Raw genomic sequence first — 22,327 nt, forward strand, 5'->3', positions numbered from 1 at the left:
GAATGGCGGATTTGAAAATAAAATCATTTTGTTTCCATTTCGACAAAATTAGATGGCTTTTTTTGCAGGATTCGTAAAATTCATAACGAATAGTAAAAGTATGCTGAAATAGCGGAGGTGCGACATTGGAAAATTCAGTAAAAAATTCGCAACAAGTCCTGCCCACTGATTTCGAGCTTTATTTATTCCACGAAGGCACCCTTTACGAGAGCTATACTTTGTTCGGGGCACATGCCATGGAGTATGAAGGAAAAAAGGGCGTGCGGTTTGCAGTTTGGGCGCCGAATGCGCAAGCCGTTGCCGTAGCCGGCGATTTTAACGGCTGGGATGGCAGCAAACACCAAATGAAACGGCTCAAAGATTCAGGCATCTGGGTATTATTTATTCCGGATCTCGCGCCTGGTGAACTGTATAAATATGAAATTACAGGGCCTTCAGGCAATACTTTTTTTAAAGCGGATCCATATGCGTTCTATTCGGAAGTACGCCCGAAAACGGCATCTGTCATTTATGATCCCGGCATGTATCAGTGGCATGATAGAAAGTGGATGAGCCATAAAGCAAAATCCGACCCATACCACGAGCCGATGCTGATTTATGAAATGCATTTCGGTTCATGGAAGAAAAAAGCCAATGGTGATTTTTACACCTACCGTGAAATGGCAGACGAACTGGTCCCATACGTTGCCGGCCATGGCTATACGCATATCGAGCTTATGCCGATGATGGAACATCCGTTTGACCGGTCATGGGGCTACCAGATTACCGGTTTCTATGCACCGACGAGCCGGTACGGGAAGCCGGAAGATTTCATGTATTTTATCGACAAATGCCATCAGAACGGCCTTGGGGTGATTTTAGACTGGGTTCCCGTCCATTTCTGCAAAGACGCCCACGGCCTTGGCCGGTTTGACGGAACACCGCTGTTCGAGCCTGCAGATCCTGACATGGCGGAACGGCCGATTTGGGGTACATACAATTTTGACTTTCAGAAACCTGAAATTTTCAGTTTTCTTATTTCCAATGCCCTTTTTTGGATGGACGTTTATCATATTGACGGCTTCCGGGTTGATGCAGTTTCTTCTCTTATTTATTTGAACCATGACAGGGGAGACGAAAAGAAATTGGCAAACCAATATGGCGGTGACGTCAATTTGGAAGCTGTCGAGTTTATCAAAAAGCTAAATGAAGCCGTTTTTAAAAAGTTTCCGCATGCCTTAATGATTGCAGAAGAAGCAACATCGTGGCCGCTCGTGACAGCGCCGGTTTACGCGGGCGGGCTCGGCTTTAATTATAAATGGAACATGGGCTGGGTGCATGATGTGCTCACCTATATGCAGACACCGGAGGAAAAAAGGCCTGATGCCCACGATCTCCTCACCTTTTCCATGCACTATGCTTTTTCGGAAAACTATGTACTTCCTTTTTCGCATGATGAACTGGTTTACGGAAAAAAATCGCTGCTCAATAAAATGCCTGGGGATTTTTCACAAAAGTTTGCAAATTTACGCCTTCTTTATGCTTATTTTATGACCCATCCGGGTAAAAAATTATTATTCATGGGAAGCGAATTCGGACAGTTTGACGAGTGGAAAGACCTGACGCAGCTGGATTGGATGCTGCTGGATTTTGAAACGCACCGGACCTTCTTTCAGTTTACAAAAGCCATGAACACATTCTATCAAAACACAAGAAGCTTGTGGCGGCAGGACCATGACCCTGAAGGCTTTGAATGGATTGATCCGAATAATCGCAGGCAAAGCATCATAATTTTTATGAGAAGAGGAAAGCGGAAAGGGGATTATTGCATCGTCCTCTGCAATTTTTCAAAAAACAAATATGACAAATTCAGAATTGGCGTGCCTTCATTCGGAAAATATATTGAAATTTTCAATACGGATGATGAACAGTTCGGCGGCAGCGGTTTGTTGAACAAAAAAGCAATCCAAGTGAATAAGGAGCCTTTTCATAACCAGCCATACAGTATGGAAATCAGCATTCCCCCACTCAGTGCATTGATCTTTAAAAAGCAATCAACAAAACGGCAAAGGGGTGGTAAAAAATAATGGCAGAAAAGAAATGGATGGCAATGCTCTTAGCAGGCGGGCAGGGAACAAGGCTCGGGGATTTGACATCCCAGCTGGCAAAACCGGCAGTGCCTTTTGGCGGCAAGTACAGAATTATTGATTTCTCGCTAAGCAACTGCATGCACTCGGGCATTGATACCGTCGGCGTGCTGACGCAATATGAACCCCATCTCTTAAATTCGTATGTCGGAAACGGGAAAGCGTGGGACCTAGATAAAAATTTCGGCGGTACAACCGTACTGCCGCCGTATGTAGGGAAAGACGGCGGCGAATGGTATAAGGGGACGGCCAATGCGGTTTACCAAAATATCCAGTATATTGACCACTACAATCCGGAATATGTTGTGATTCTTTCAGGCGATCATATTTATAAAATGGATTACCGGAAACTGTTAAAATCGCATGTGGAAGCAGGGGCGCAGGCGAGCATTGCCGTCATTGAAGTCCCGTGGCAGGAAGCAGGGCGCTTCGGCATTATGGTAACAAACGCGGAAGGAAGAATTGTTGAATTTGAAGAAAAACCGAAATTCCCAAAGAGCAATCTTGCCTCCATGGGCGTATATCTGTTTAATTGGAAGCATTTGCGCGAATATTTAATACAGGACGAGAAAAACAGCGCTTCCTCGCATGACTTCGGGAAAGACATTATTCCGAAAATGCTGAAGGATAAAAAGAAAATGTATGCTTATAAATTCCAAGGTTATTGGAAAGATGTCGGCACGGTCCAAAGCTTCTGGGAAGCACATATGGACCTGCTGGAAGAAAAACCGGCATTTGATCTGGATGACCCGGACTGGCGCATTTTCACCGGAGATGCGAACCATCCTCCGCAATACATTGCGCCCCAATCCAATATTAAAAACGCGCTCATCAACGAAGGCAGCTGGATTTACGGGAATGTTTTCCATTCTGTCATCTCGGATCATGTCTATATTGGCAAAAACAGCACGATCCGGGATTCCGTCATCATGCCGAATGTCACGATCGGCAGCAATGCGACGATCGAACGCGCCATTATTGCGAGCGGCACCGTCATTGAAAACGGCAAAAAAATCACGCCTTCAAAGCCAAATGATATTCAGTTGTACAGCTGTCCGCAAAACGGAGAAGAAGCGGAAATAAAAGAAGTTTTATAAAGAGGGACGGGTGAAACATGACGAACGTATTAGGAGTTATCAATTTGATCAACGAAAAGCCGATTTTAAAGGAGCTAACGAAACACCGCTGCCTTGCTTCCGTTCCGTTCGGCGCCAGATACCGCTTCATTGATTTTGCGCTTTCCAATCTCATTCATGCTGAAATTACCCAGGTTGCCGTTTTTACGAAAGACAACGGCAGATCGATCATAGACCATATTGGTTCAGGAAAGGAATGGGATTTGGACCGGTACGACGGCGGGCTGTTTATCCTGCCGCCGGTTGCCGATGATGCAAAATTGAAGGGGGATATCCAGGGCTTTTATGATCATCGCGAATTCTTTGAACGCGCCTCGGCAGACCTTGTCATCATCTCGCCGGGAAGCAACGTCAGCAAACTCGATATTTGCGAGCTGGTCGCATTCCATGAGAAAAGCCAGGCAGATATCACGGTTGTATACAGGAAATATGACGGGGAGCCGATCCAAAAACCGAACTATCATCAAATGGTGGTAGATAAAGAGGACAACGTGCGGGACATCGAATTGTTTACCACTCCGCAAAAGGGCGACTTCGTCTGCCTGGAAACCTATGTGCTGTCAAAACCGTTGCTGATGGATCTCATCCAAACCTGTTCTGAAAACGGAGAATATGACTTTTTGCGGGATGCGATCAAAGCGAATGTCCATAAATTTAAAATTAAGGGGTATCACCACCGCGGCAATATGATCTTTATCCACTCCATGGACAGTTACCACGCGGCAAACATGGCCATGCTCGACCCGGATACGATCCGCGCTTTCTTTTACAGCGACTGGGAAATTCTGACCAAGATCAAACATGAGCCGCCGGCAAAATACGGACAAACAGCGGACGTAAAAAATTCATTTATTGCAAACGGCTGTTTAATTGAAGGGACAGTGGAAAACAGTATTATTTTCCGCGGCGTGAAAATCAAGAAAGGGGCAGTCGTGAAAAACAGCATCATCATGCAAAGAACAGAAGTGGAAGAAGATGCGGTACTGGAAAATGTCATCGCAGACAAGCAGGTGGCCGTTACCCAGCATAAGGTGGTTGTCGGGACTCCGTCGCATCCAAAAGTATTATGCAAAAAAGAGATCATTTGATGGAGGGGACAAGATGAACGTATTATTCGCTGCTTCAGAATGCGCGCCATTTATTAAAACAGGGGGGCTGGGCGATGTTATCCAGGCATTGCCCAAAGCTTTGAAAAAAGCGGGGATCCATCCGGCAGTCATCCTGCCGAAATATGAAGATTTAAAACCCGAAGTAAAAGCGCGCCTCTCCTTTATGGGAAGCCTGACCGTGCCGGTTGGGTGGCGGAAGCAGTATTGCGGGATTGAAACATTGGAGGAAGGGGGGATCCGCTATTATTTTTTGGACAACGAGTATTATTTTAAACGGCACGGGAGTTACGGCTATTTCGATGATGGCGAACGGTTCTCCTTTTTTTCGCGTGCAGTGCTTGAAGCTCTTCCTTATTTGAACGAGAAACCGGATGTCATCCATTGCCATGACTGGCAAACCGGGCCGATTCCCGTGCTGTTAAAAGCGCATTTTTCCAGCCATCCTTTCTACCAGGGCATCAAAACGATGTTTACGATTCATAATTTGCGCTACCAGGGCGTATTTCCAAAAAGTGTTCTGTCTGATCTTCTCGATTTAAGCGAATTGTATTTCCATGTGGATGGCCTTGAGTTTTACGGGAATGTCAGCTACTTAAAGGCGGGGATTGCTTATGCAGATGCCATTACAACCGTCAGCCCGACATACGCCCGGGAAATCCAGACGCCGTATTACGGGGAAAATCTTGACGGCTTTTTGCGGATGAAAAGCAACCGTTTCGAAGGCATTGTCAACGGGATTGATACGGATGCTTATAATCCCAAAACAGACGACGCGCTGTATTTTACATATGAGGACTATCCGGGAAAATTAAAGAATAAAAAAGCCTTGCAGGAAGCTTTCCATTTGCAGCCGGATTCCGGTATTCCCGTTATATCGATGGTGACAAGGCTGGTGGAACAAAAAGGCATCGATCTGGTGCTACATGTAATACATGAGATATTAAGTTTAAATGTCCAGTTTGTCCTTCTTGGCACAGGCGAGCATCAGTACGAGGAAGCATTCCGGCATCTTGAAAACCAGTATCCGGGCCGGGTATCCGTACATATTTATTTCGATGAAGCCCTTTCCCATAAAATTTATGCGGGCAGTGACTTGTTTTTAATGCCATCCAAATTTGAACCGTGCGGCATCGGGCAACTGATCGCCATGCGGTATGGCACATTGCCGCTTGTGCGTGAAACCGGCGGGCTGAAAGATACCGTAAAGCCATACAATGAATTCACAGGCGAAGGCAACGGTTTTTCGTTCACAAACTATAACGCGCACGATATGCTTTACACAGTTGAAAGGGCCGTTTGGTTTTTCCGCTACCAGCCGAAAACATGGCAGTCGTTGTCTGAACGGGTGATGGGGCTTGATTTCAGCTGGGAGAATTCTGCAAATGCATATATCCGGCTGTATGAAGGGATATGGCCGTAAAGAATAGGGAGCACTTATACAGAGTGGAAAAAGGCGCCTGCTTCGTACCGGCGCCTTTTACTGATGCCCACGTTTGTTTCGCCGGCTGATGGCTTTTAAAATCGATAACTTGTCTTGGAGCGTTAACATATTCCAACTTCCGACTTTGATTTTCACTTTTCCCCCCCCCCCGCATAAGGATTGGCGAACATCAATTATACTTGTATAATACCGCTTTTTTCTTCAATACAAACGCCAAATATTTCTACAAAAATTGCGTATTTCTTGCCGCATTTTTTCTTTAACATTAGAATAAGAACAGAATATCCCTTTAAAGCTGATGGCTTTTCAGGTGAATTTGTCTAAATATGGAGGCTTTTGTCATGAAGATAGGTTGGATTGGTTTAGGGCATATGGGATCTCCGATGGCCTGCCGCCTTTTAGATGCGCATTTCGATTTGTTTGTGTATAATCGCACAATTAAGAAAACGGAAAAACTGGCTGAAGCCGGCGCCGCCGTTTGCAAAACGCCGAAAGAAATCGCTGAAAATGCGGACGTCATTGTCACGATGCTGACCAATGCCGCGGCAGTGGAAAACGTTTTACAAGGGGAAGACGGGGTGCTTGCCGGCCTCACGGAAGGGAAAACAGTCGTGGATATGAGTACCGTCAGCCCTTCCGATTCCATCCGTTTTGCCAAGTGGGTGGAAGAAAAGCACGGGCATTTTATTGATGCACCGGTATCGGGTTCGGTACAGCCTGCAAGAGAAGGCAATCTCGTCATTCTTGCCGGCGGCCGGAAAGAAGAGATTGAAGCTGTGACCCCCGTATTTGAAGTTTTAGGGAAAACCACCATTCATTTTGGCGAAAACGGAAAAGGCAGTGCCGCGAAATTGTCGATTAATTTGCTGCTCGGCCTGACGATCCAGGGAGCGTCCGAGGCCATTCTCCTCGGGGAAAAGCTCGGGCTTGAAAAGAAGGATCTCATTGAAATGATTTCGGCTTCTGCTTGCAATACACCTATTTTCCAAATGAAAAAGAAGGCAATTTTACAAGAGGATTTTCCGGCTGCATTTATGCTTGAATTAATGGCAAAAGACCTTGGCCTTGCAAAAGAGGAGATCAAAAAAGCCGGGATGTCGCTGCCGCTGGCGGACGCAGCCGAAAAAACATACAGCCGGGCAAAAGCAGGCGGAACCGGAAAAGCGGACGTCGCTGCGGTTTATAAAGCATTAAAACACCTGAACTTTTAAATGCAATGGAGGAGAAACCGGGGATGAAATTTGTTTCTTGGAATGTGAACGGGCTCCGCGCCTGTGTAAAAAAAGGGTTTCTTGCATTTTTTGCAGAAACCGGCGCCGACATTTTTTGCGTGCAGGAGACGAAACTGCAGGAAGGCCAGATCGCCCTTGATTTGGACGGCTATTATCAATATTGGAACTATGCCGAGCGGAAAGGGTATTCGGGCACGGCCGTTTTTACAAAAAAAGAACCGCTTTCCGTGCGCTACGGCGTCGGGGAAAATCGGACAGAACCGGAAGGCCGGATTTTGACACTCGAATATGAAGATTTTTATTTGGTCAATGTTTATACGCCGAATTCCCAGCGCGATCTTGCCCGCCTCGGTTACCGCCTCGAATGGGAAAACCGGATGCGGGCCTATTTAACGGATCTTGATAAAAAGAAGCCGGTCATTGTATGCGGCGATATGAACGTTGCCCATCAGGAAATTGATTTAAAAAATGCAAAAAGCAACATCGGCAATTCAGGGTTTACAGCGGAAGAGCGCGATAAAATGACCGGGCTGCTGAACAGCGGATTTATTGATTCGTTCCGGTATTTTTATCCTGAGCGGGAAGGCGCATATACATGGTGGTCTTATATGAATAAAGTAAGGGAAAGGAATATCGGCTGGCGGATTGACTATTTTCTCGTATCCAAAAGACTTGCCGGCCGTTTAAAAGGTGCCGGCATGTATCCGGAAATAATGGGCAGTGACCACTGTCCGGTATTTTTAGAAACCAATTTTTAATTGGCAGGATCCGTTTCTGCCGATTGCCCTTTTGTGCTGTGCGCCGAAACTTATAGCCCGGTACTCTTCGGATTTAACAAACATCAAGCATCCGGTTTTTTCCGCCCGGGTGCTTGATTTATTTCAGGCACAGGTGGGGTTCTCTTTTGGTGTTTTGCAGCATAAGATAAAAAGCGGAACTTGTGCGCAATTTGCAAATCCAGGGAGGCTTAAAATGGCAGTCGTAAAGGCATCAAGTGCAGACATCGATTTACTGGCACGGCTTTTAAGGGCGGAAGCAGAAGGGGAGGGGCAGCTTGGCATGCTGCTTGTCGGCAATGTCGGCATAAACCGGATCAGGGCGAATTGTTCGGATTTTATCGGGCTCCGGACCATTCCGCAAATGGTTTATCAGCCGCATGCTTTTGAAGCAGTGATTCACGGGTATTTTTACCAGCGGGCACGGGAAAGCGAACGGCGGTTGGCCAGACGTGCGATTAACGGCGAAAGGCATTGGCCTGCCAAATACAGTTTATGGTATTTCAGGCCGCAGGGGGACTGCCCGCCCACATGGTATGACCAGCCGTTCGTTGCCCGGTATAAATTGCATTGTTTTTACGAACCGACAGCTGAAACATGCGAAAATGTATACAACACTTTTTAATTTGCGAGCCTTTTTTCATTTGGCAAAAAGCAGGATATGACAGCGCCGATCATGGGCAAGAAAGATAAAATGGTAAATACTGCAGCAACCCCGAACATATCGGAAACGCCGCCCATGAAAACGGAACCGATTCCGCCGGCGCCGACTCCGAAACCAATTGACAGGCCGGAAGCAAGCGCGATATTTTTGGGCAACAGCTTTTGCATATAGATGACGCCGACAGAAAAGCTTGAAAGGACGCTGAAACCGAAACAGAGCAGATCTAGTACAGCCAGCCAGCCGCTTAAATGCGGCAGCACAAGCGCAAAAGGCGTGGCAAGGAACATGGACACGACAAGCAGCCGTTTCATGCCGGCCCGGTCTGAAATAATGCCGCCAAAAAGCGTGCCCAGTGCCCCGGCGCCGACAAAGACAAAGTTCAACAGTTCGCTTGTTTCCAAACTTGCATGTTTCATGTAAAACGGAAGAAAAATAACAACCCCGACCTGGCACCAGGAACGCAAAATAATGACCAGAACAAGCAGGATGACGCCGGGAATATGGTTTTTTCCGGCGATTTCTTTTTTCCGGCGCTGGATATTTTGCACTTTGCTGTTCATCCAGCCAAGCAGGGGGGCGGTTAAAATAAGGGATAAAAGAGCAACCGGCAGCAGCCAGATCAGGCCGTGTATGCCGGTATGCACCAAAAAGAGCGGAATCATAAGCGGCCCGAAAGCCTGCCCGGCATTTCCGCCAACCTGGAATATTGCCTGTGCCAATCCTTTTTTATACCCGGACGCAAAATGGGTGCCGCGTGATGCTTCCGGATGAAAGACGCCCGACCCGAATCCGGAAAGCGCAATAAAAACCAAAAGCCATGGGAGAGATGGCACAATGGCGGTTAGGCTCAGGCCGGCAATCGATAAGAAGACACCGAGCGAAAAAAGCCAGACCCGCGGTTTCCGGTCCGTCAGCATGCCAAAAACCGGCTGTGTTACCGATGAAGTAAAATAAGAAACCAGTACAATTAAAGTGGATTGCGTATAATTCAAATGAAGCGCATGCTTGTACATGACAACAAGGGCAGGAACCATGCCGGTTGTCACCAGGTCATTTAAAAAATGCGCACCGCTGAACGTAAACAGCGCACGGCGAAAAAAAGGGTTTTCTGCCTCTAACGGCGCTGATGTAAATGATTGACTCCCCATACATACTCCCACTTTCTCGTAATTTCTTTCAAACCGCCCCGGAAGGGACGAAGACAGCCGGATCAAAAACGAGAGCTGTATGAATATTGTAACATAATTTTCCACAAAAATGACAAAATGAACCTCTTGTGTAAAGTCTATTTGCATAGCGTTTTGGATTGCCACTTTTTTCGTGCGGGCAGAGATGAAATGAACAAGAATACTCCGGTTCAAAAGGGAGGAGGCCCTTTTGAACCGGAAAGGGGGGGAGAAGGGGTGTACGGAAATTTTTCCAACACTTCAAGAGCAGCAAGTTTGAGCATCCAAGAAAGTTATTTGAAAGAAGCATAGCCGTCATCAAGCATGACAACGCTTCCGTTAATAGCATCTGCTTCTTCAAGCGTTAACAGATAAACCGCATTTGCGATCGCTTCCGGGCGGATCAGTTTTTTGCGCATTTGCTGTTCTGTCATTTTTTGCGTCATTCCGGCATCTTTATAAGCTTGTATAATCGGGGTATCCACACAACCCGGCGCAATGCCGACGACGCGAATGCCGTATTGTGCCAGTTCGAGCGCGGCATTTTGCGTCATCATCCGGACAGCGCCTTTTGCAGCCTGATATGGGAAAGTACCGAAATTTGCCAAATAACCGAATACGGAAGCCGTGTTGATAATGACGCCTTTTACATCCAGCTCGCGCATTTTTCTGCCTGCAGCAATGATCCCGTATGCCACGCCGTGCTGATTGACATCAATGACACGCAAGTAATCTTCTATTTTCATACTCAGGATATGCCCGAGTGTTCCGATTCCGGCGTTGTTGAACATCACGTCAATCGTCCCGTATATTTCAACTGCCTGATTGACAAGTGATTCGACTTCTTCAAATTTGGAAACATCCGTCTTGGCAAAAACAGCATCTCCGCCTTCTTGTTTGATCAATTCCACCGTTTCAAGCCCTTTTTCTTCATCAATATCGGCAACCACAACGGAATCGCCTTTACGTGCAAAAGTTAAACTTGTTTCCCGGCCAATCCCGCTGCCGGCCCCTGTAATCACTGCAACTCTGCCTGACATGATGCATGCCTCCTGATGGATATATTTATAGAAAAAGTAAGCGTTTACTTTTCTTTACAATTTTTAGTGTACCACCGCAAGAAAAGGTTTACAATAAAAGGAAAGAACAGTTCGAAAAATTGACTTACCTCAATAGACAGTTTTAAAACCATCAAAAAAGTATAAACGTTTGCAGTTACTTTGAAGAAAAAGCAGGCGTAAAATCAAACCGATGCGGAATGCTCATTAAAGCACAAAAACAGGGAAATCAGCCAGAAGAAAAATTTTAAAGCAAAAAGAGTGTGCTGGTATTGTAAGTAAAAGAATAAGCCAAAATTTAGGGCGATTCAATGAAAGAATGTGCGAAAATGTAGATGAAAATGCAATAACGCTGAGTGATGGAATAAACCCGGAACGATCAATGACCGCGACCGCATACGGATAAACCGAAATCCCGTCCTGATGAGATGAAAAGATGCAATAAAGATTGTATTTCACGAAAAAATCGTTTCTGTCTCAATGTTTAAAGTAATCTTCTTTTTTGAGATAAAATTTCATTTTACTCCTCAACTAGTTATAATATATATTATGTTAACTAGATAAAAATCATCACATTGCGGAGTTGCCCGGCCACTCCTTTTCCCTTGTACCCAGAGATTATCTTTGGCCAGAATCGTTTTCACCTAAAAAATCCGCTGTATAATGCAGCGGATTTTTTAGATCAAGCCTGAATATACGATTTTCCGGTTTTTACCGATGCCATTGTATTTTGGATCGATTTTGCCGATTCGTGCAGCCAGGATGTTTCCTGTTCATCGAGTTCAATTTCAAGCTGTTGTTCGATTCCGTTACGGCCGATGACACTTGGTATGCTTAAAGCGACATCACCATTATATCCGTACTGACCATGCAAAGTGGCGGAAACTGGATAAATGCTTTTTTCATCCAGCATCACGGCTTTTGCCAATGTCACTGCAGCTTCAGCGACACCGGCATTGGTCCACCCTTTCCCATTCAGGACATCAAAAGCGGTTTTCACCACCTTTTGTCTGAAAGCTTCCCTGTCCAACGGTTCTTTTCCCTTAAACACGCTGTCCAGTTCTTTTTCACGGAATCCCTGTACATTTAAACGGCTAAAAACCGGAAATGAGGTAAACCCGTGCTCGCCCATCATATAACCCGTTACACTTTTCGGATCAATGCTGTAATTTTCGGCAACAATCTGGCGGAGGCGGGCCGAATCAAGCATGGTGCCTGTTCCGAATATCCGCCCTTTCGGATAGCCAAATTCATTTTCAGCAATATAGACAATCGTATCAAGCGGATTTGTAATGAAAATGATGACAGCTTCTTTTGTATATTTCGTAATCCCTGCCATGACTTCCCGCACCACGGCGGCATTCGTCCTGGCAAGCCCTGCCCGGTCCGGCATTTCGTCTTTTTCCGACGGAAGCACGCTTGGCCCTGCTGCACAAATAATGACGTCCGCATCGGCGCATTCCGAGTAATCCCCTGCTTTCACGCTTGTGTTTGGCATATATGTAAGTGCCGTGGCATGTCTCCAATCGAGCGCTTCCCCAAATGCGACCCCTTTCTTTTTATCCAATACAGCAATTTCCGAAAAAAGGCCCAGTTTCATCGCATTTGCAAGCACATACGAACCGACATGCCCAACGCCTGCAACTACTAATTTTGTCTTTTTCACAGTTGTCTTCCCTCCTTGTTTTCTTTATTTTAACATTTAAAATCATACTATTGCAGTGAAAATTTCGTAAACCGGAAAAACGGCGCAAAAAAAGCTGCCCGGTCCGCAGTACGGCAGGCAGCTAGCTTCATGATTATTTTTTAAAAATGGTTGAAATCACTTTATCGTAACTCATCGTGCTGTCCACGACATAAGTACCAGGGCGAAGATGATTCTCAACACCCTTCTTTTCGACATCTTTACTGAATTGAAATGCATCATCCACGATATTAGCTTTCTCAAGCAATTTGCCGACATCAATGCTCGTCATCCCATCCGTCACCTGGAACACAACCCGGTTGACGGTTTTGGTTTTCGCGGATTTTTCAGCGGATGACTTCGCATCAGCCAGATCTTTGTCATATGCAGCCTTGGTTTGAACGACATATCCTGCATGCTCTAGTTTGTCTTTCATCTGGCTGTTGGAGAGTTTTGCAGTTTCAGCCGTATTTGTTTTTTTCACCGTATTGTCCGCTGCTTTGCCTGTTTCGGAAAAATAAACGGCGCCTGTTACAGCCGTGGCGAGCAAAATCCCTGCGGCAAAGCTGCTCAATTTATTCATTCCCACCGGCAACCTTGCTCCTTTCGTTTTTCGCCGCCATAAACGGGGCCAGAATTTCCTCAATTTCCGCTTTTGTCACTTGTTTTTTTTCTGCAATGCTTTCAATAGAGTAGTTGCGTTTATATAAATCCAGCACTTCAAGCCTGAACTGTTTATCAAAGGCAGAAAGCTGGATGCCGGCTTCTTTTTCAAGAATGTCCATTTCCAGTTCAAGCGTCCGGATGCCGTCTTTCAGATGATTGATTTCATCCATGAGTGCCAAATGCACCGTTTCCAATTCCTGCTGTTCCTCTTTCGCACGGTTCCGCGTTTTAAAGATGGACATGATCAGCAACACAACGGATACCGCAAATAAAATTACCAATGTCCAGACCATCAAATATGTACCCCTCCTTCAAAAATCTTCTTCCTGTACCCTATTATTATACATGTCCAGCCTTTTATTTTCGATAAAAAACAAGAATTTATGACAAAAGTTGCACAAAAAAAACACCAGCCGGACCAGCGGCTGGTGTACTGTTCTTTAATAATACGGTGCCATCATCAAGTAAACGATCACGCCGGTGATGCTGACATAAAGCCAGATTGGCATCGCCCAACGGACAATTTTTTTGTGCTTTTTCACCTGCATTGTCCATCCCCACACAAGTGCGAACAAAGCAAGCGGAACAATAATGGCCGCGAGAAAACTGTGGGTAATCAAGATAAAGAAATAGATGAACCGGATTGCCCCTTCCCCGCCATATCTTGCCGTTTCAGGCGAAAGATAATGGAATGTCAAATAAGAAAGCAAAAACAAAAACGTTGACGCAAAAGCGGCCAGTACAAATCCTCTATGCACATTGATATTTTTCCGTTTAATGGCGATGAGCGCGCAGACGAGAAAAATAAACGTAAAGCTGTTAAAAACGGCGTTCATCCTCGGCAAAATATAAATATCAAATCCTACTTTACCCTTGTAACCGATGTTCGTAAAAAAGAGCAGCAAAATGATAATATTTGCGATAAGGGAAACGGTGATAATCAGCGCCGTAAAATTTTTATCACTTTTCGGTTGGTAAGAAGGACTGTTCCCTTTATTCATGTTTTCATGCACCCCGCATTTTATATTCTGTAATCATATGCTTTCATGATAGCATGAAGATTGGTAGACAAACAACAATAGCGAAGTTTTTCACATTCATTTTTATTTGTGGTAAAGTAAAAGTGAAAAATTATACATACTGGAGCGAAATGATGGGACACTATGAAGCACTTTTTTTAGATGTAGACGGAACGATTTTGACACCGGAAGATACGATCCAGCCTTCAACAAAAAAGGCCGTGGTCAAAGCAAAAAAGCACGGCATGGAAGTCTTCCTGGCAACCGGGAGGCCGCTTCATGAAATTTCGTGGCTGATGGACGAACTGGAAATCGAATCCGCGATCGGCTATAACGGCACACTTGCTGTCTATAGAGGAAAAAACCTTTTTAAAACGGTAATGGACCCTAAAATTGTCGATAAATTTATTGGCATTGCCGAAAAGCACGGACATGAAGTCGTTTTGTATACGGACCGGCAAAACTTTATCACTTCTTTTGATGTGCCTGAAGTGAAAAGTTTTATAAAAAAAATCCACCTTCGCCAAAACGCCCCTTTTACACCGGCAGTACTTGATCAAGTATTGGGCATTACGCTTGTGAATGTCCGGGGAAACGGCGCCGCATTGTATGCAGATTTGCCCGGCCTGCATTTATCCCAGGTCAACATTGATGGATTCAGGCATTGTTACGACGTTATTCTTGATAAAGTGAATAAAGGCATGGCTGTAGCCAAAACCCTGGATATCCTCGGCATTCCAAAAGAAAAAGCCGTTGCGTTTGGGGACGGCATGAACGATAAAGAAATGCTGGAGGCAGTCGGCGAAAGTTTTGCGATGGCAAACAGCAACCCCGGACTGTTTGCTTATGCAAAACACCGGACGACAAGCGTTACCGAATCCGGTATTTACCATGGTTTGGAAATGCTCGGGGTGATCGATCAAGCATAAGGGGGAGCGTCCGTTTAAACGGTGAAGGCCGTTCAAACTGCCTCTTCCCTTTTTAACTTCCGCGATAGGTCTGATACCCCCAGGGAGAAATCAATAGCGGAATATGGTAACCGGCAGCCGGATCAGAAATGTTGAACCGGACAGGCACTTCACCCCAAAAAGGCGGGTCCGGAAGATTTGCTCCCTGGCTGCAGAAATAATCACCGATAGAAAAAACAAGCTGATACAAGCCGGAATCTATTTTCTCAGCAGATAACAGTGGGGCATCCGTCCGGCCGTCTTTATTTGTTACCGTTTTGGCAAGACACCGCCACCTTGATGTTGCCGGATCAAATTTAAATAACTGTACTTTTACATGTTCAGCAGGTTTGCCATGTGTTAAATCCAAAATATGTGTTGTTAAACCGGGCATATGCGCCATCCTTTCTTTACAACTCAGCGGAGGCAATCGCTTTTTCTGTCCAATTGCCGGTAAATTCTATTTCACGGTAGGAAAAATAGTCTTTTAATATTTGTTCCCGGTCATCAAGGAACAGTTGATCTGCAACGCCTTGGACAACTTTCGGGATTGCAAATCTTAAGCCTGATAAAGCGGAAGCAGACAACCCACAGCTAATGAGGGCCGAATAATTAAAAGCAAACAAACCATAGAGTATCCGCCTCCCCTTTTCATTGCGGCTAAGGAAAGAAAAATCCGGACCAAGGTATGGATGCGCATCAATCAAAGGATTTTTTATTTTTTCCGGCGCACTGAACCGATCCTGCCAGCGGGCAATATACGGCTCAACCAGCCGCAATTCCGGCCGCAATGATGGATTGGAAACAAGACCGGTGGCAATGATTAAAAAATCAAAAGCAAACGCTCCATGCGGGGTGGTGACAACTGCCTGTGTTCTCTCTTCCCTTACATCCAGCCACGGTGACCCGGTATGGAGCCGAAAGCCCGGCCAGGCGCTGGCACGGTTAAAAATATCATTTGTCGGCGGCTGGCTATACTTGAAAAAATGGGCCATCGCTGCGTATTTATCTTTATCAGACAAAGTATGGTACCGTTCAATCATTCCGGAAAGTTCCATCTGGCGAATCGGGTTAATCCGCTTTAAATCGTTTCCCCTGATAAATACATGGGCCTCTGCCGCCCCTTCTGCAAGCACATGGTTCGCATTGTCAAAAGCAGATGCACCGCCGCCCAAAATGCCGATCTTCTTTCCTCTCAGCTTTTCCATTTCTATCCTTTGCGATGTGTGGGCATACAAATAGGACGGAAGTTTTTCCTTTATAAAGTCCGGCACATACCATTCCCCGCCGCCCTGAATTCCGGTGGCAAGGATGATTTTCCGCGCAAGTAAAAATGAAGAAGGTGCCCCTTTCCCTTCAATCTGCAGCCTGTGCACCCCTCCTTCAGGCGCTATACAGGTTAAAGTAACTTCGTTCAGAACTGGGAGGCGAAGCACTTTCCTGTACCAGCGTAAATAATTCATCCATTCTCGGCGTGGGATTTTGTCCAGCTCGTCCCATGCTTTTTCTCCGTATTGCGCTTCCCAAAAGGCCCTGAAAGTAAGTGAGGGAATCCCGAGATCAATGGAGGTCAGGTGTTTTGGCGTTCTTAACGTCAGCATCCGTGCATACGTATCCCACGGTCCTTCATAACCATTGGGATTTTCATCAATTACAAGAATATTGGAGATCCGCTCTTTTAACAAACCAAATGCCACGCCAACGCCGCACTGTCCGCCGCCAATTATAATCGCATCATATACATGGCCTTCCTGATGAACAACCGGCCGAACCCAGTCTGCCCCGCCAAACGCTAGGCAAGATAGATCTTTTTGTACCCGTTTATTCAGTGCTTCCAAACTCATCACTATTTCCTCCATTTTCGTTCGATTGGTTAAAGAGCGCAGTAAACCTGAAATAAGCAATTTGATAAATCTGCTCCAGTGCGGTTTGAAATTCTTGTTCGCTGCTGTGGCAAAGCCGCTCGCGCATTGCCGCGTAAATCTCTTCCTTGTTTTTTCCGCGAACGGCCAATATAAAAGGAAAGCCAAATTTTTTCTTATATTTTTCATTGGCTCTTTGAAACTTTGTATATTCTTCCTTTGTCAGGTTCTGCAGCCCGGATTCCCTTTGTTCTGACGCCGAATGCGCGCTCATCCTCATCCTGCCGCCTAAATCCGGATGTGCCCGGATCAACTCCCGTTTCCGGTCTTCCCCTGAGTCTTCCACCATTTTTACCATCTTCCGGAATAATTCATCCGGCGAATGGTAAGGCCTGCCAGCTGCTGCTTGTTCGGCAAGCCACCGGGCATGTTCAAATATCCCTTCAAGCTGCTCTATAAATGCATCCTTCGTGATTTGATTGAATTCATGGATCGTCGCCATCTTCATCCTTCTTTCAAAGCCGGATCCACGACACGTACGGGAATGTCAGAAGGCGCACGCACGCGGTCTTTTTTCGGCAAGAGCAAGTTTAAAATAATGGCGCACAGGCTGCCGCAGATGATGCCGTCATTCACCAGGATTCTGAGCATGGGCGGCAAAACATGAAATAAATCCGGGACAACCGTCGCACCGAGCCCAAGCGAAACGGAGCAGGCAATGATCAGCAAATTGCTGTTTTCCGAGAAATCAACATTCCGCAGCATCCGGATCCCTGAAGACACAACCATTCCGAACATGACAACCGTTGCGCCGCCAAATACAGCAGTTGGAATGATCGTCGCCAATGCGGCAATTTTCGGCAGCACTCCGAGACAGATCAGGATGATGCCGGCAGCAATCGTGATTTTTTTCGTTTTGATGCCGGCAAGCTGGACAAGGCCGACATTTTGGGAAAAAGTACTGTAAGGAAAGGCGTTAAAAATCCCCCCGAGGATAAAAGAAATTCCTTCTGCCCGGTAACCGTTTGTAATGTCTTTACCGGTTAATTTCCTGTCCGTCATTTCCCCGAGTGCCAGAAAAGCACCAGTGGACTCCACCAGAATGACCGTTCCGACGATGATCATCGTGATGACAGGGACAATATGGAATGCCGGCATGCCGAAATAAAAAGGGGCCGGAACACGGAACCAGGAAGCTTCCGCAACGACTGTGAAATCAACCTTCCCCATAACGGTTGCAGCAATTGTGCCGGCAATGATCCCGAGCAACACAGAAATGGCGCGCAAAAAACCTTTAAAAAAGCGGTTCATAATGAGGATCAGCGCCAGCACACCGAAGGAAAGCAGCAAATTTTCGGGAGATCCGAAATCTTTACTCCCCTGTCCGCCGCCCATATTGTTTATACCGGTCGGGATCAGGGATAATCCGATGATCATCACCACCGTCCCCGTTACGACAGGCGGAAATAGTTTTAACAATTTCCCGTATACTTTGGAAAACAAAATAATGAACAAACCTGCAGCAATAATGGCGCCATAAATGGCATGAATGCCGTATCCGGTGCCGATCGTAATCATCGGGGACACAGCAACAAAGGAAGTACCCATGACAACCGGGAGGCCGATTCCGAACCATTTTGATGCCCATGATTGAAGAAGGGTCGCGAGCCCGCATGTCAGCAAATCTACCGAGATTAGAAATGCCTGCTGCTCGGGGGAAAACTTTAACGCGTTGCCAACGATGATTGGAACCAAAATGGCACCGGCATACATGGCAAGCACATGCTGAAGGCCTAGTGAAAAAATTTTTGAAATCCCTGTTTTCTGATTCAATTCCATTCCTCCTCGTATAATAAGTTTAAATCCAAAGTGGATGTCAATTTCCAGTTCATTCTGCTGCTCATTGACAAGTGAATATAAGATTTTGTATTCCGGGCTCGCCCGGAATACAAGTTCGGACTTGGACGCTTCGCGATGTTCCCGGATAATGGTCTTAGGATCGTTTGGGTCAATGCTTCCCCTCCTTGTAGCCTGACTACTCGAAAAGTCTGCATCCCCAGGTTCTTGCTTGAACGTCTAACCCGTAGGCCGTTCCTCCGGATCTCCGTGCTGGAAATGAGCAGTTCCAGGCAGCCCACGGCCCGGATGAGTTCTCATACGCGAGGCTGACAGATCGGCAAGCCATCTGGGGATATCCCGAAGCGTCCGATTCCATCGATCCCAATACAGAGAGGAGGAAATCATATGCCCTTATTTGTCGGTATTGACGTGAGCTCCAAAAACCTCGATGCCTGCCTGATGGATGGAATGGGGGAAACGTTGGCCACCCAAACGGTGACAAACAATCTTCCCGGTGCCTCTGAGTTAAGAGACGCCATCCTCCAACATGCGGAGGCGGATGACACCATCCAGATCGCCATGGAGGCCACATCTGTGTATAGTTGGCACCCGGCAATGTTTTTCCATGAAGATCCCGAGCTGAAACAGCGTCGTACAAAGGTGTTTACCCTGAATCCGAAGCTGGTGAGAAATTTCAAAAAGGCTTATGCCGAGATGGACAAGACCGATCCCAAAGATGCCTGGGTAATTGCGGACCGCTTGCGTTTCGGGAGATTGCCGAAATCCGTGATTCAGTCAGAACAATACCTTGCCCTTCAACGGTTAACACGGATGCGCTATCACCTGATTCAAAGTTTAACCCGGGAACAACAGGTATTTTTGAATCATCTGTTTTTCAAATTCAGTGCCTTTAACCTTGAAGTGGATACACCGGTCTTCGGCCATGCCATAACGGAATTTTTGCTTGAGGCCTATAGCCTCGATGAAATTGCCCAAATGCCTCTGGAGGACTTAGCGATGTATCTCCAGACCAAAGGCCATGGCCGCTTTAGCGATCCCAAGGATTTGGCCGCATCCATCCAAAAAGCTGCCCGGTCCTCTTACCGGCTTTCTAAATGTGTGGAGGATTCGATTGACTTGGTCCTGGGCAGTTCTATTGAGATCATCCGGCATCTTAAACGCCAAATCAAGGATTTGGATAAGGCGATTGCCCGCGTTCTTGATGGAATCCCGAATACCCTCCAGACCATTCCGGGAATAGGCCCGGTGAGCTGTGCTGGGATTCTCGCTGAAATCGGCGACATTGAGCGCTTTGACGACCAAGCCGCGATCGCAAAATTTGCTGGATTGTTCTGGCCCCGCCACCAATCGGGTGATTTTGAGGCTGATGACAAAATGCTTGCGCGTACAGGCAATCGTTATCTCCGGTATTACCTGGTTGAGGCTGCCAATCTGGTCCGGCGACACGAACCTGAGTACCGCGCCTTTTACCAAAAGAAATATCGTGAGGTGCATAAGCACTCACACAAACGCGCCCTCGTCTTAACGGCAAGAAAACTGGTGCGCCTGATCGATGCGCTGCTCCGCAACGATCAAATTTATGCGCCGAAAAAGAAGGTGACGCGATGAGGTAACCAGGTAACCATCATCGATAGCCTGAACTTGAAAACTTCCAGATTATTCCAATTATCTGGAGGCTTAGTTCAGTATTGCCATTTTTACGACATAGAGCCAACAAAATTTCCAATTCACTTGTTTTTAACCCTTGACATCACACCGTAGGACTTTATTCATGGATAATTTAATAACATATTGGAGTTATATTATTTAACATGATAGTCCCTTTGCTTTTGATGATCAATGGATAAATTCACTAAAAACTTGCATTTTTACTGGTCAATTTAAATAAAAAGCAAAGATGTATGTGAGGTTTTCTCACAAATAAAAAAAGAGCCACACGTCAGCATGGCTCTAACTGCCGATTGGCTCAAGCAGATTGTGGATCCGAAGCGCCAATCGCAGCTGCAGATTGGTATCCGGATCTTTTAAATTTTTTCCAAGCAGCTCCCTGCATTTTTCAATCCTGTAAACAACAGTATTGCGATGGACATAAAGCCGTTTGGACGTTTCAGATATCTGGCAGTTTGTTTCCAAGAATACAGATAAAGTCTGAAGCAGCGATTCCCGTTCCTCTTTTTTTATGCGGCGAAAGCCTTTAAACGCATGCCGGTAAAAGTTTTCCAGATCTTCACGCGGGATGAGGCGCAGCAATGACACGATATCTTTCGTTAAATACGTTTGGATATATGCGGACTTTCTCGACAATTCACCGGATTTTAACGCGTCTATGGCTTCTTTATAAGCACTCCGGACTTCTAAAAAGCTATGGCTCAAATTGCTGATTCCAAATGACATCGTTCGTCCGAAATAAGCCTGTACTTTTTCCTGGATTTTATGCAGCTGCGCTTCTATCCAGCTGCTGTCATATGTCTGCACCTCATAGAGCAGAATACAGAGCTCCCCCTTCGTAAAAAAATGAGCATCCCCTGGCGAATGTGCCACGTCGTCTTCTATAAATTCATAAATTTCATCCTGACCATCCAATAAACCGCCGTCTATTTTTCCGGCAACGCAAACATATGCCTGATCATTGCGCAAAGCAAACTCAGCAGCCCGATTTATCATTTCCGCCTGCGAAGAGAACGCCCCTTCAAGAAAATGAAGAAAAAAATCATTCCGGATGCTGCGGGCGTGCTGCTTAACAGCCTGCTCCTTCATAAGGGCAAACGAAATGACATTCACAGCCTGTTCAATCAGCAGCGCGCGCAAGTGGTCCGCCTGGTCTAACTCCCCCGTAATGGCTAAAAAGCCCGTCTTTTTTTCTTTTATATGGATAGGAAACAGCGTGTATGTCTTTTGATCCCGTATAACAGAAAATGTTAAGGAGAATGCCGGGGATTTTGCCGGAAAATGGCCGGGCAGGCTTGCCTCAAGCGAAGCGAAAGCAGCTCCTGCACCCGGACAACGAGCAACCACATCGAAGTGCTGGTCAAGGCATTCACATGGGCAATGGATCATTTTCGACAGTTCATGAAGGATCGGGCGAATGCCGTCCCCGCGCATCTCCACATCAGCAAACCGCTTATGGGCTTCAAGTGCCATCGTTAACTCACGTGCATGCTTGTCTACAATTGCCCGCAATGTCAGATCTACCACTTCTCCAAGCGTGAGGGAAAGCGGCAACTCAATGACCGGAAAAGACAAGCGTTCAGCAAGTTCTAAGACGGTATCCGGTATCTTCCCCAAAAATCGTTTTGTCTTAATCCCAAGTGCGGCACAACCTTTGTCAGACATGGCTTGAATCAGTTCCGCCAGCTTTTTCGGGTCGTCTTTAAAATGGTACGCAGTTGTAATCAGCATGACATTGGGTTTTAAATAATGGACAATATCGGGCGCGTCCATCATATTCACCGTCCGGATTTCATGGTTTTGCCCGGATTTCCCCGCAACAATGGATATGCCGGCAAGTTCCGGGACTTCGAGCAGATCCTGCACATTCATTTGCTTTCCCCCGTTTCCTAAATATTCAAATTAAGTATTAT

General features: G+C 46.1%; 20 protein-coding genes. 9 read left to right on the forward strand and 11 right to left on the reverse strand.

Annotated elements, in window-relative coordinates:
• Nucleotides 1–125 precede the first annotated feature (125 nt).
• From glgB to ABR335_RS09545, 7 genes are all read left to right on the forward strand, one after another.
• A complete protein-coding gene (gene glgB, locus ABR335_RS09515; RefSeq protein WP_251460289.1) occupies nt 126–2,066 on the forward strand; it encodes a 1,4-alpha-glucan branching protein GlgB in 1,941 nt (646 codons plus the stop codon).
• Nucleotides 2,066–3,223, forward strand: coding sequence for a glucose-1-phosphate adenylyltransferase (locus ABR335_RS09520; RefSeq protein ID WP_251460291.1), 1,158 nt, complete (start codon nt 2,066–2,068; stop codon nt 3,221–3,223). The genes glgB and ABR335_RS09520 overlap by 1 nt, the downstream gene beginning before the upstream one ends.
• Nucleotides 3,224–3,240: 17 nt before the next feature.
• The gene (glgD, locus tag ABR335_RS09525) at nt 3,241–4,350 is read left to right on the forward strand and encodes a glucose-1-phosphate adenylyltransferase subunit GlgD (RefSeq protein ID WP_251460293.1); all 1,110 of its coding nucleotides are present in this window, start codon (nt 3,241–3,243) and stop codon (nt 4,348–4,350) included.
• Nucleotides 4,351–4,363: 13 nt separating this feature from the next.
• Nucleotides 4,364–5,791, forward strand: coding sequence for a glycogen synthase GlgA (gene glgA, locus ABR335_RS09530; protein ID WP_350346144.1), 1,428 nt, complete (start codon nt 4,364–4,366; stop codon nt 5,789–5,791).
• Between the two features lie 362 nt (nt 5,792–6,153).
• Nucleotides 6,154–7,023 (forward strand): NAD(P)-dependent oxidoreductase, encoded by an 870-nt coding sequence (locus ABR335_RS09535; RefSeq protein ID WP_026683413.1) that lies wholly within the window; start codon nt 6,154–6,156, stop codon nt 7,021–7,023.
• 23 nt (nt 7,024–7,046) lie between these two features.
• Complete coding sequence (locus ABR335_RS09540) at nt 7,047–7,802, forward strand: exodeoxyribonuclease III (protein WP_019721325.1); 756 nt, start codon at nt 7,047–7,049, stop codon at nt 7,800–7,802.
• A gap of 214 nt (nt 7,803–8,016) precedes the next feature.
• A complete protein-coding gene (locus tag ABR335_RS09545) occupies nt 8,017–8,445 on the forward strand; it encodes a cell wall hydrolase (protein WP_026683414.1) in 429 nt (142 codons plus the stop codon).
• On the opposite strand, the gene ABR335_RS09550 is transcribed toward ABR335_RS09545, so the two are convergent.
• The 6 genes from ABR335_RS09550 to ABR335_RS09575 all read right to left on the reverse strand — a co-directional run bounded on the left by ABR335_RS09550 (nt 8,442) and on the right by ABR335_RS09575 (nt 14,059).
• The gene (locus ABR335_RS09550) at nt 8,442–9,632 is read right to left on the reverse strand and encodes an MFS transporter (protein ID WP_251460300.1); all 1,191 of its coding nucleotides are present in this window, start codon (nt 9,630–9,632) and stop codon (nt 8,442–8,444) included. The genes ABR335_RS09545 and ABR335_RS09550 overlap by 4 nt on opposite strands.
• A gap of 311 nt (nt 9,633–9,943) precedes the next feature.
• On the reverse strand, nt 9,944–10,690 hold the full coding sequence (locus tag ABR335_RS09555) for an SDR family NAD(P)-dependent oxidoreductase (RefSeq protein ID WP_013859378.1): 747 nt from the start codon (nt 10,688–10,690) through the stop codon (nt 9,944–9,946).
• Between the two features lie 700 nt (nt 10,691–11,390).
• On the reverse strand, nt 11,391–12,374 hold the full coding sequence (locus ABR335_RS09560; RefSeq protein WP_251460303.1) for an L-lactate dehydrogenase: 984 nt from the start codon (nt 12,372–12,374) through the stop codon (nt 11,391–11,393).
• 133 nt (nt 12,375–12,507) lie between these two features.
• Nucleotides 12,508–12,975 (reverse strand): aminodeoxychorismate lyase, encoded by a 468-nt coding sequence (locus tag ABR335_RS09565; protein ID WP_026683417.1) that lies wholly within the window; start codon nt 12,973–12,975, stop codon nt 12,508–12,510.
• Nucleotides 12,968–13,351 carry a hypothetical protein gene (locus ABR335_RS09570; RefSeq protein ID WP_014098287.1) on the reverse strand — a complete coding sequence of 128 codons (384 nt, stop codon included), beginning with the start codon at nt 13,349–13,351 and terminating at the stop codon, nt 12,968–12,970. The genes ABR335_RS09565 and ABR335_RS09570 overlap by 8 nt, the downstream gene beginning before the upstream one ends.
• 147 nt (nt 13,352–13,498) lie before the next feature.
• The gene (locus ABR335_RS09575; protein ID WP_014098288.1) at nt 13,499–14,059 is read right to left on the reverse strand and encodes a DUF420 domain-containing protein; all 561 of its coding nucleotides are present in this window, start codon (nt 14,057–14,059) and stop codon (nt 13,499–13,501) included.
• 152 nt (nt 14,060–14,211) lie between these two features.
• Here ABR335_RS09575 and ABR335_RS09580 point away from each other — a divergent pair, with 152 nt between their 5' ends.
• Nucleotides 14,212–15,006, forward strand: a complete 795-nt coding sequence (locus ABR335_RS09580; protein ID WP_014098289.1) for a Cof-type HAD-IIB family hydrolase — start codon at nt 14,212–14,214, stop codon at nt 15,004–15,006.
• A 52-nt stretch (nt 15,007–15,058) separates the two neighbouring features.
• Here the strand turns inward: ABR335_RS09580 and uraH are convergent, their stop codons facing one another.
• Genes uraH through ABR335_RS09600 form a run of 4 tightly spaced genes read right to left on the reverse strand, consistent with a single transcriptional unit; the run spans nt 15,059 to nt 18,719 of the window.
• Nucleotides 15,059–15,418 (reverse strand): hydroxyisourate hydrolase, encoded by a 360-nt coding sequence (gene uraH / locus ABR335_RS09585; protein WP_035184831.1) that lies wholly within the window; start codon nt 15,416–15,418, stop codon nt 15,059–15,061.
• 16 nt (nt 15,419–15,434) lie between these two features.
• Nucleotides 15,435–16,868: an NAD(P)-binding domain-containing protein gene (locus ABR335_RS09590; RefSeq protein ID WP_061086907.1), complete on the reverse strand. Its 1,434-nt coding sequence runs from the start codon at nt 16,866–16,868 to the stop codon at nt 15,435–15,437.
• On the reverse strand, nt 16,846–17,388 hold the full coding sequence (gene uraD / locus ABR335_RS09595) for a 2-oxo-4-hydroxy-4-carboxy-5-ureidoimidazoline decarboxylase (protein ID WP_052042176.1): 543 nt from the start codon (nt 17,386–17,388) through the stop codon (nt 16,846–16,848). The genes ABR335_RS09590 and uraD overlap by 23 nt, the downstream gene beginning before the upstream one ends.
• Before the next feature lie 2 nt (nt 17,389–17,390).
• Nucleotides 17,391–18,719, reverse strand: coding sequence for a nucleobase:cation symporter-2 family protein (locus ABR335_RS09600; protein ID WP_407067034.1), 1,329 nt, complete (start codon nt 18,717–18,719; stop codon nt 17,391–17,393).
• Nucleotides 18,720–19,130: 411 nt separating this feature from the next.
• Between ABR335_RS09600 and ABR335_RS09605 the strand changes: the two genes are divergently transcribed.
• Nucleotides 19,131–20,354 carry an IS110 family transposase gene (locus ABR335_RS09605; protein ID WP_014095555.1) on the forward strand — a complete coding sequence of 408 codons (1,224 nt, stop codon included), beginning with the start codon at nt 19,131–19,133 and terminating at the stop codon, nt 20,352–20,354.
• A gap of 342 nt (nt 20,355–20,696) precedes the next feature.
• Here the strand turns inward: ABR335_RS09605 and ABR335_RS09610 are convergent, their stop codons facing one another.
• Nucleotides 20,697–22,286, reverse strand: a complete 1,590-nt coding sequence (locus tag ABR335_RS09610; RefSeq protein ID WP_350346145.1) for a PucR family transcriptional regulator — start codon at nt 22,284–22,286, stop codon at nt 20,697–20,699.
• Between the last annotated feature and the right edge of the window lie 41 nt (nt 22,287–22,327).

This window comes from Heyndrickxia faecalis (genome assembly GCF_040267745.1).
Lineage (GTDB): Bacteria > Bacillota > Bacilli > Bacillales > Bacillaceae_C > Weizmannia > Weizmannia faecalis.

What these genes read in the sequence shown, in the direction of transcription:
- ABR335_RS09570 (WP_014098287.1), bottom strand. Translation starts at nt 13,351, where the DNA reads ATGGTCTGGACATTGGTAATTTTATTTGCGGTATCCGTTGTGTTGCTG.
- ABR335_RS09565 (WP_026683417.1), bottom strand. Translation starts at nt 12,975, where the DNA reads ATGAATAAATTGAGCAGCTTTGCCGCAGGGATTTTGCTCGCCACGGCT.
- ABR335_RS09520 (WP_251460291.1), top strand. Translation starts at nt 2,066, where the DNA reads ATGGCAGAAAAGAAATGGATGGCAATGCTCTTAGCAGGCGGGCAGGGA.
- ABR335_RS09580 (WP_014098289.1), top strand. Translation starts at nt 14,212, where the DNA reads ATGGGACACTATGAAGCACTTTTTTTAGATGTAGACGGAACGATTTTG.
- ABR335_RS09610 (WP_350346145.1), bottom strand. Translation starts at nt 22,286, where the DNA reads ATGAATGTGCAGGATCTGCTCGAAGTCCCGGAACTTGCCGGCATATCC.
- ABR335_RS09540 (WP_019721325.1), top strand. Translation starts at nt 7,047, where the DNA reads ATGAAATTTGTTTCTTGGAATGTGAACGGGCTCCGCGCCTGTGTAAAA.
- ABR335_RS09575 (WP_014098288.1), bottom strand. Translation starts at nt 14,059, where the DNA reads ATGAATAAAGGGAACAGTCCTTCTTACCAACCGAAAAGTGATAAAAAT.
- ABR335_RS09550 (WP_251460300.1), bottom strand. Translation starts at nt 9,632, where the DNA reads ATGGGGAGTCAATCATTTACATCAGCGCCGTTAGAGGCAGAAAACCCT.
- ABR335_RS09605 (WP_014095555.1), top strand. Translation starts at nt 19,131, where the DNA reads ATGCCCTTATTTGTCGGTATTGACGTGAGCTCCAAAAACCTCGATGCC.
- uraH (WP_035184831.1), bottom strand. Translation starts at nt 15,418, where the DNA reads ATGCCCGGTTTAACAACACATATTTTGGATTTAACACATGGCAAACCT.
- ABR335_RS09535 (WP_026683413.1), top strand. Translation starts at nt 6,154, where the DNA reads ATGAAGATAGGTTGGATTGGTTTAGGGCATATGGGATCTCCGATGGCC.
- glgD (WP_251460293.1), top strand. Translation starts at nt 3,241, where the DNA reads ATGACGAACGTATTAGGAGTTATCAATTTGATCAACGAAAAGCCGATT.
- ABR335_RS09590 (WP_061086907.1), bottom strand. Translation starts at nt 16,868, where the DNA reads ATGAGTTTGGAAGCACTGAATAAACGGGTACAAAAAGATCTATCTTGC.
- ABR335_RS09555 (WP_013859378.1), bottom strand. Translation starts at nt 10,690, where the DNA reads ATGTCAGGCAGAGTTGCAGTGATTACAGGGGCCGGCAGCGGGATTGGC.
- glgA (WP_350346144.1), top strand. Translation starts at nt 4,364, where the DNA reads ATGAACGTATTATTCGCTGCTTCAGAATGCGCGCCATTTATTAAAACA.
- uraD (WP_052042176.1), bottom strand. Translation starts at nt 17,388, where the DNA reads ATGGCGACGATCCATGAATTCAATCAAATCACGAAGGATGCATTTATA.
- ABR335_RS09545 (WP_026683414.1), top strand. Translation starts at nt 8,017, where the DNA reads ATGGCAGTCGTAAAGGCATCAAGTGCAGACATCGATTTACTGGCACGG.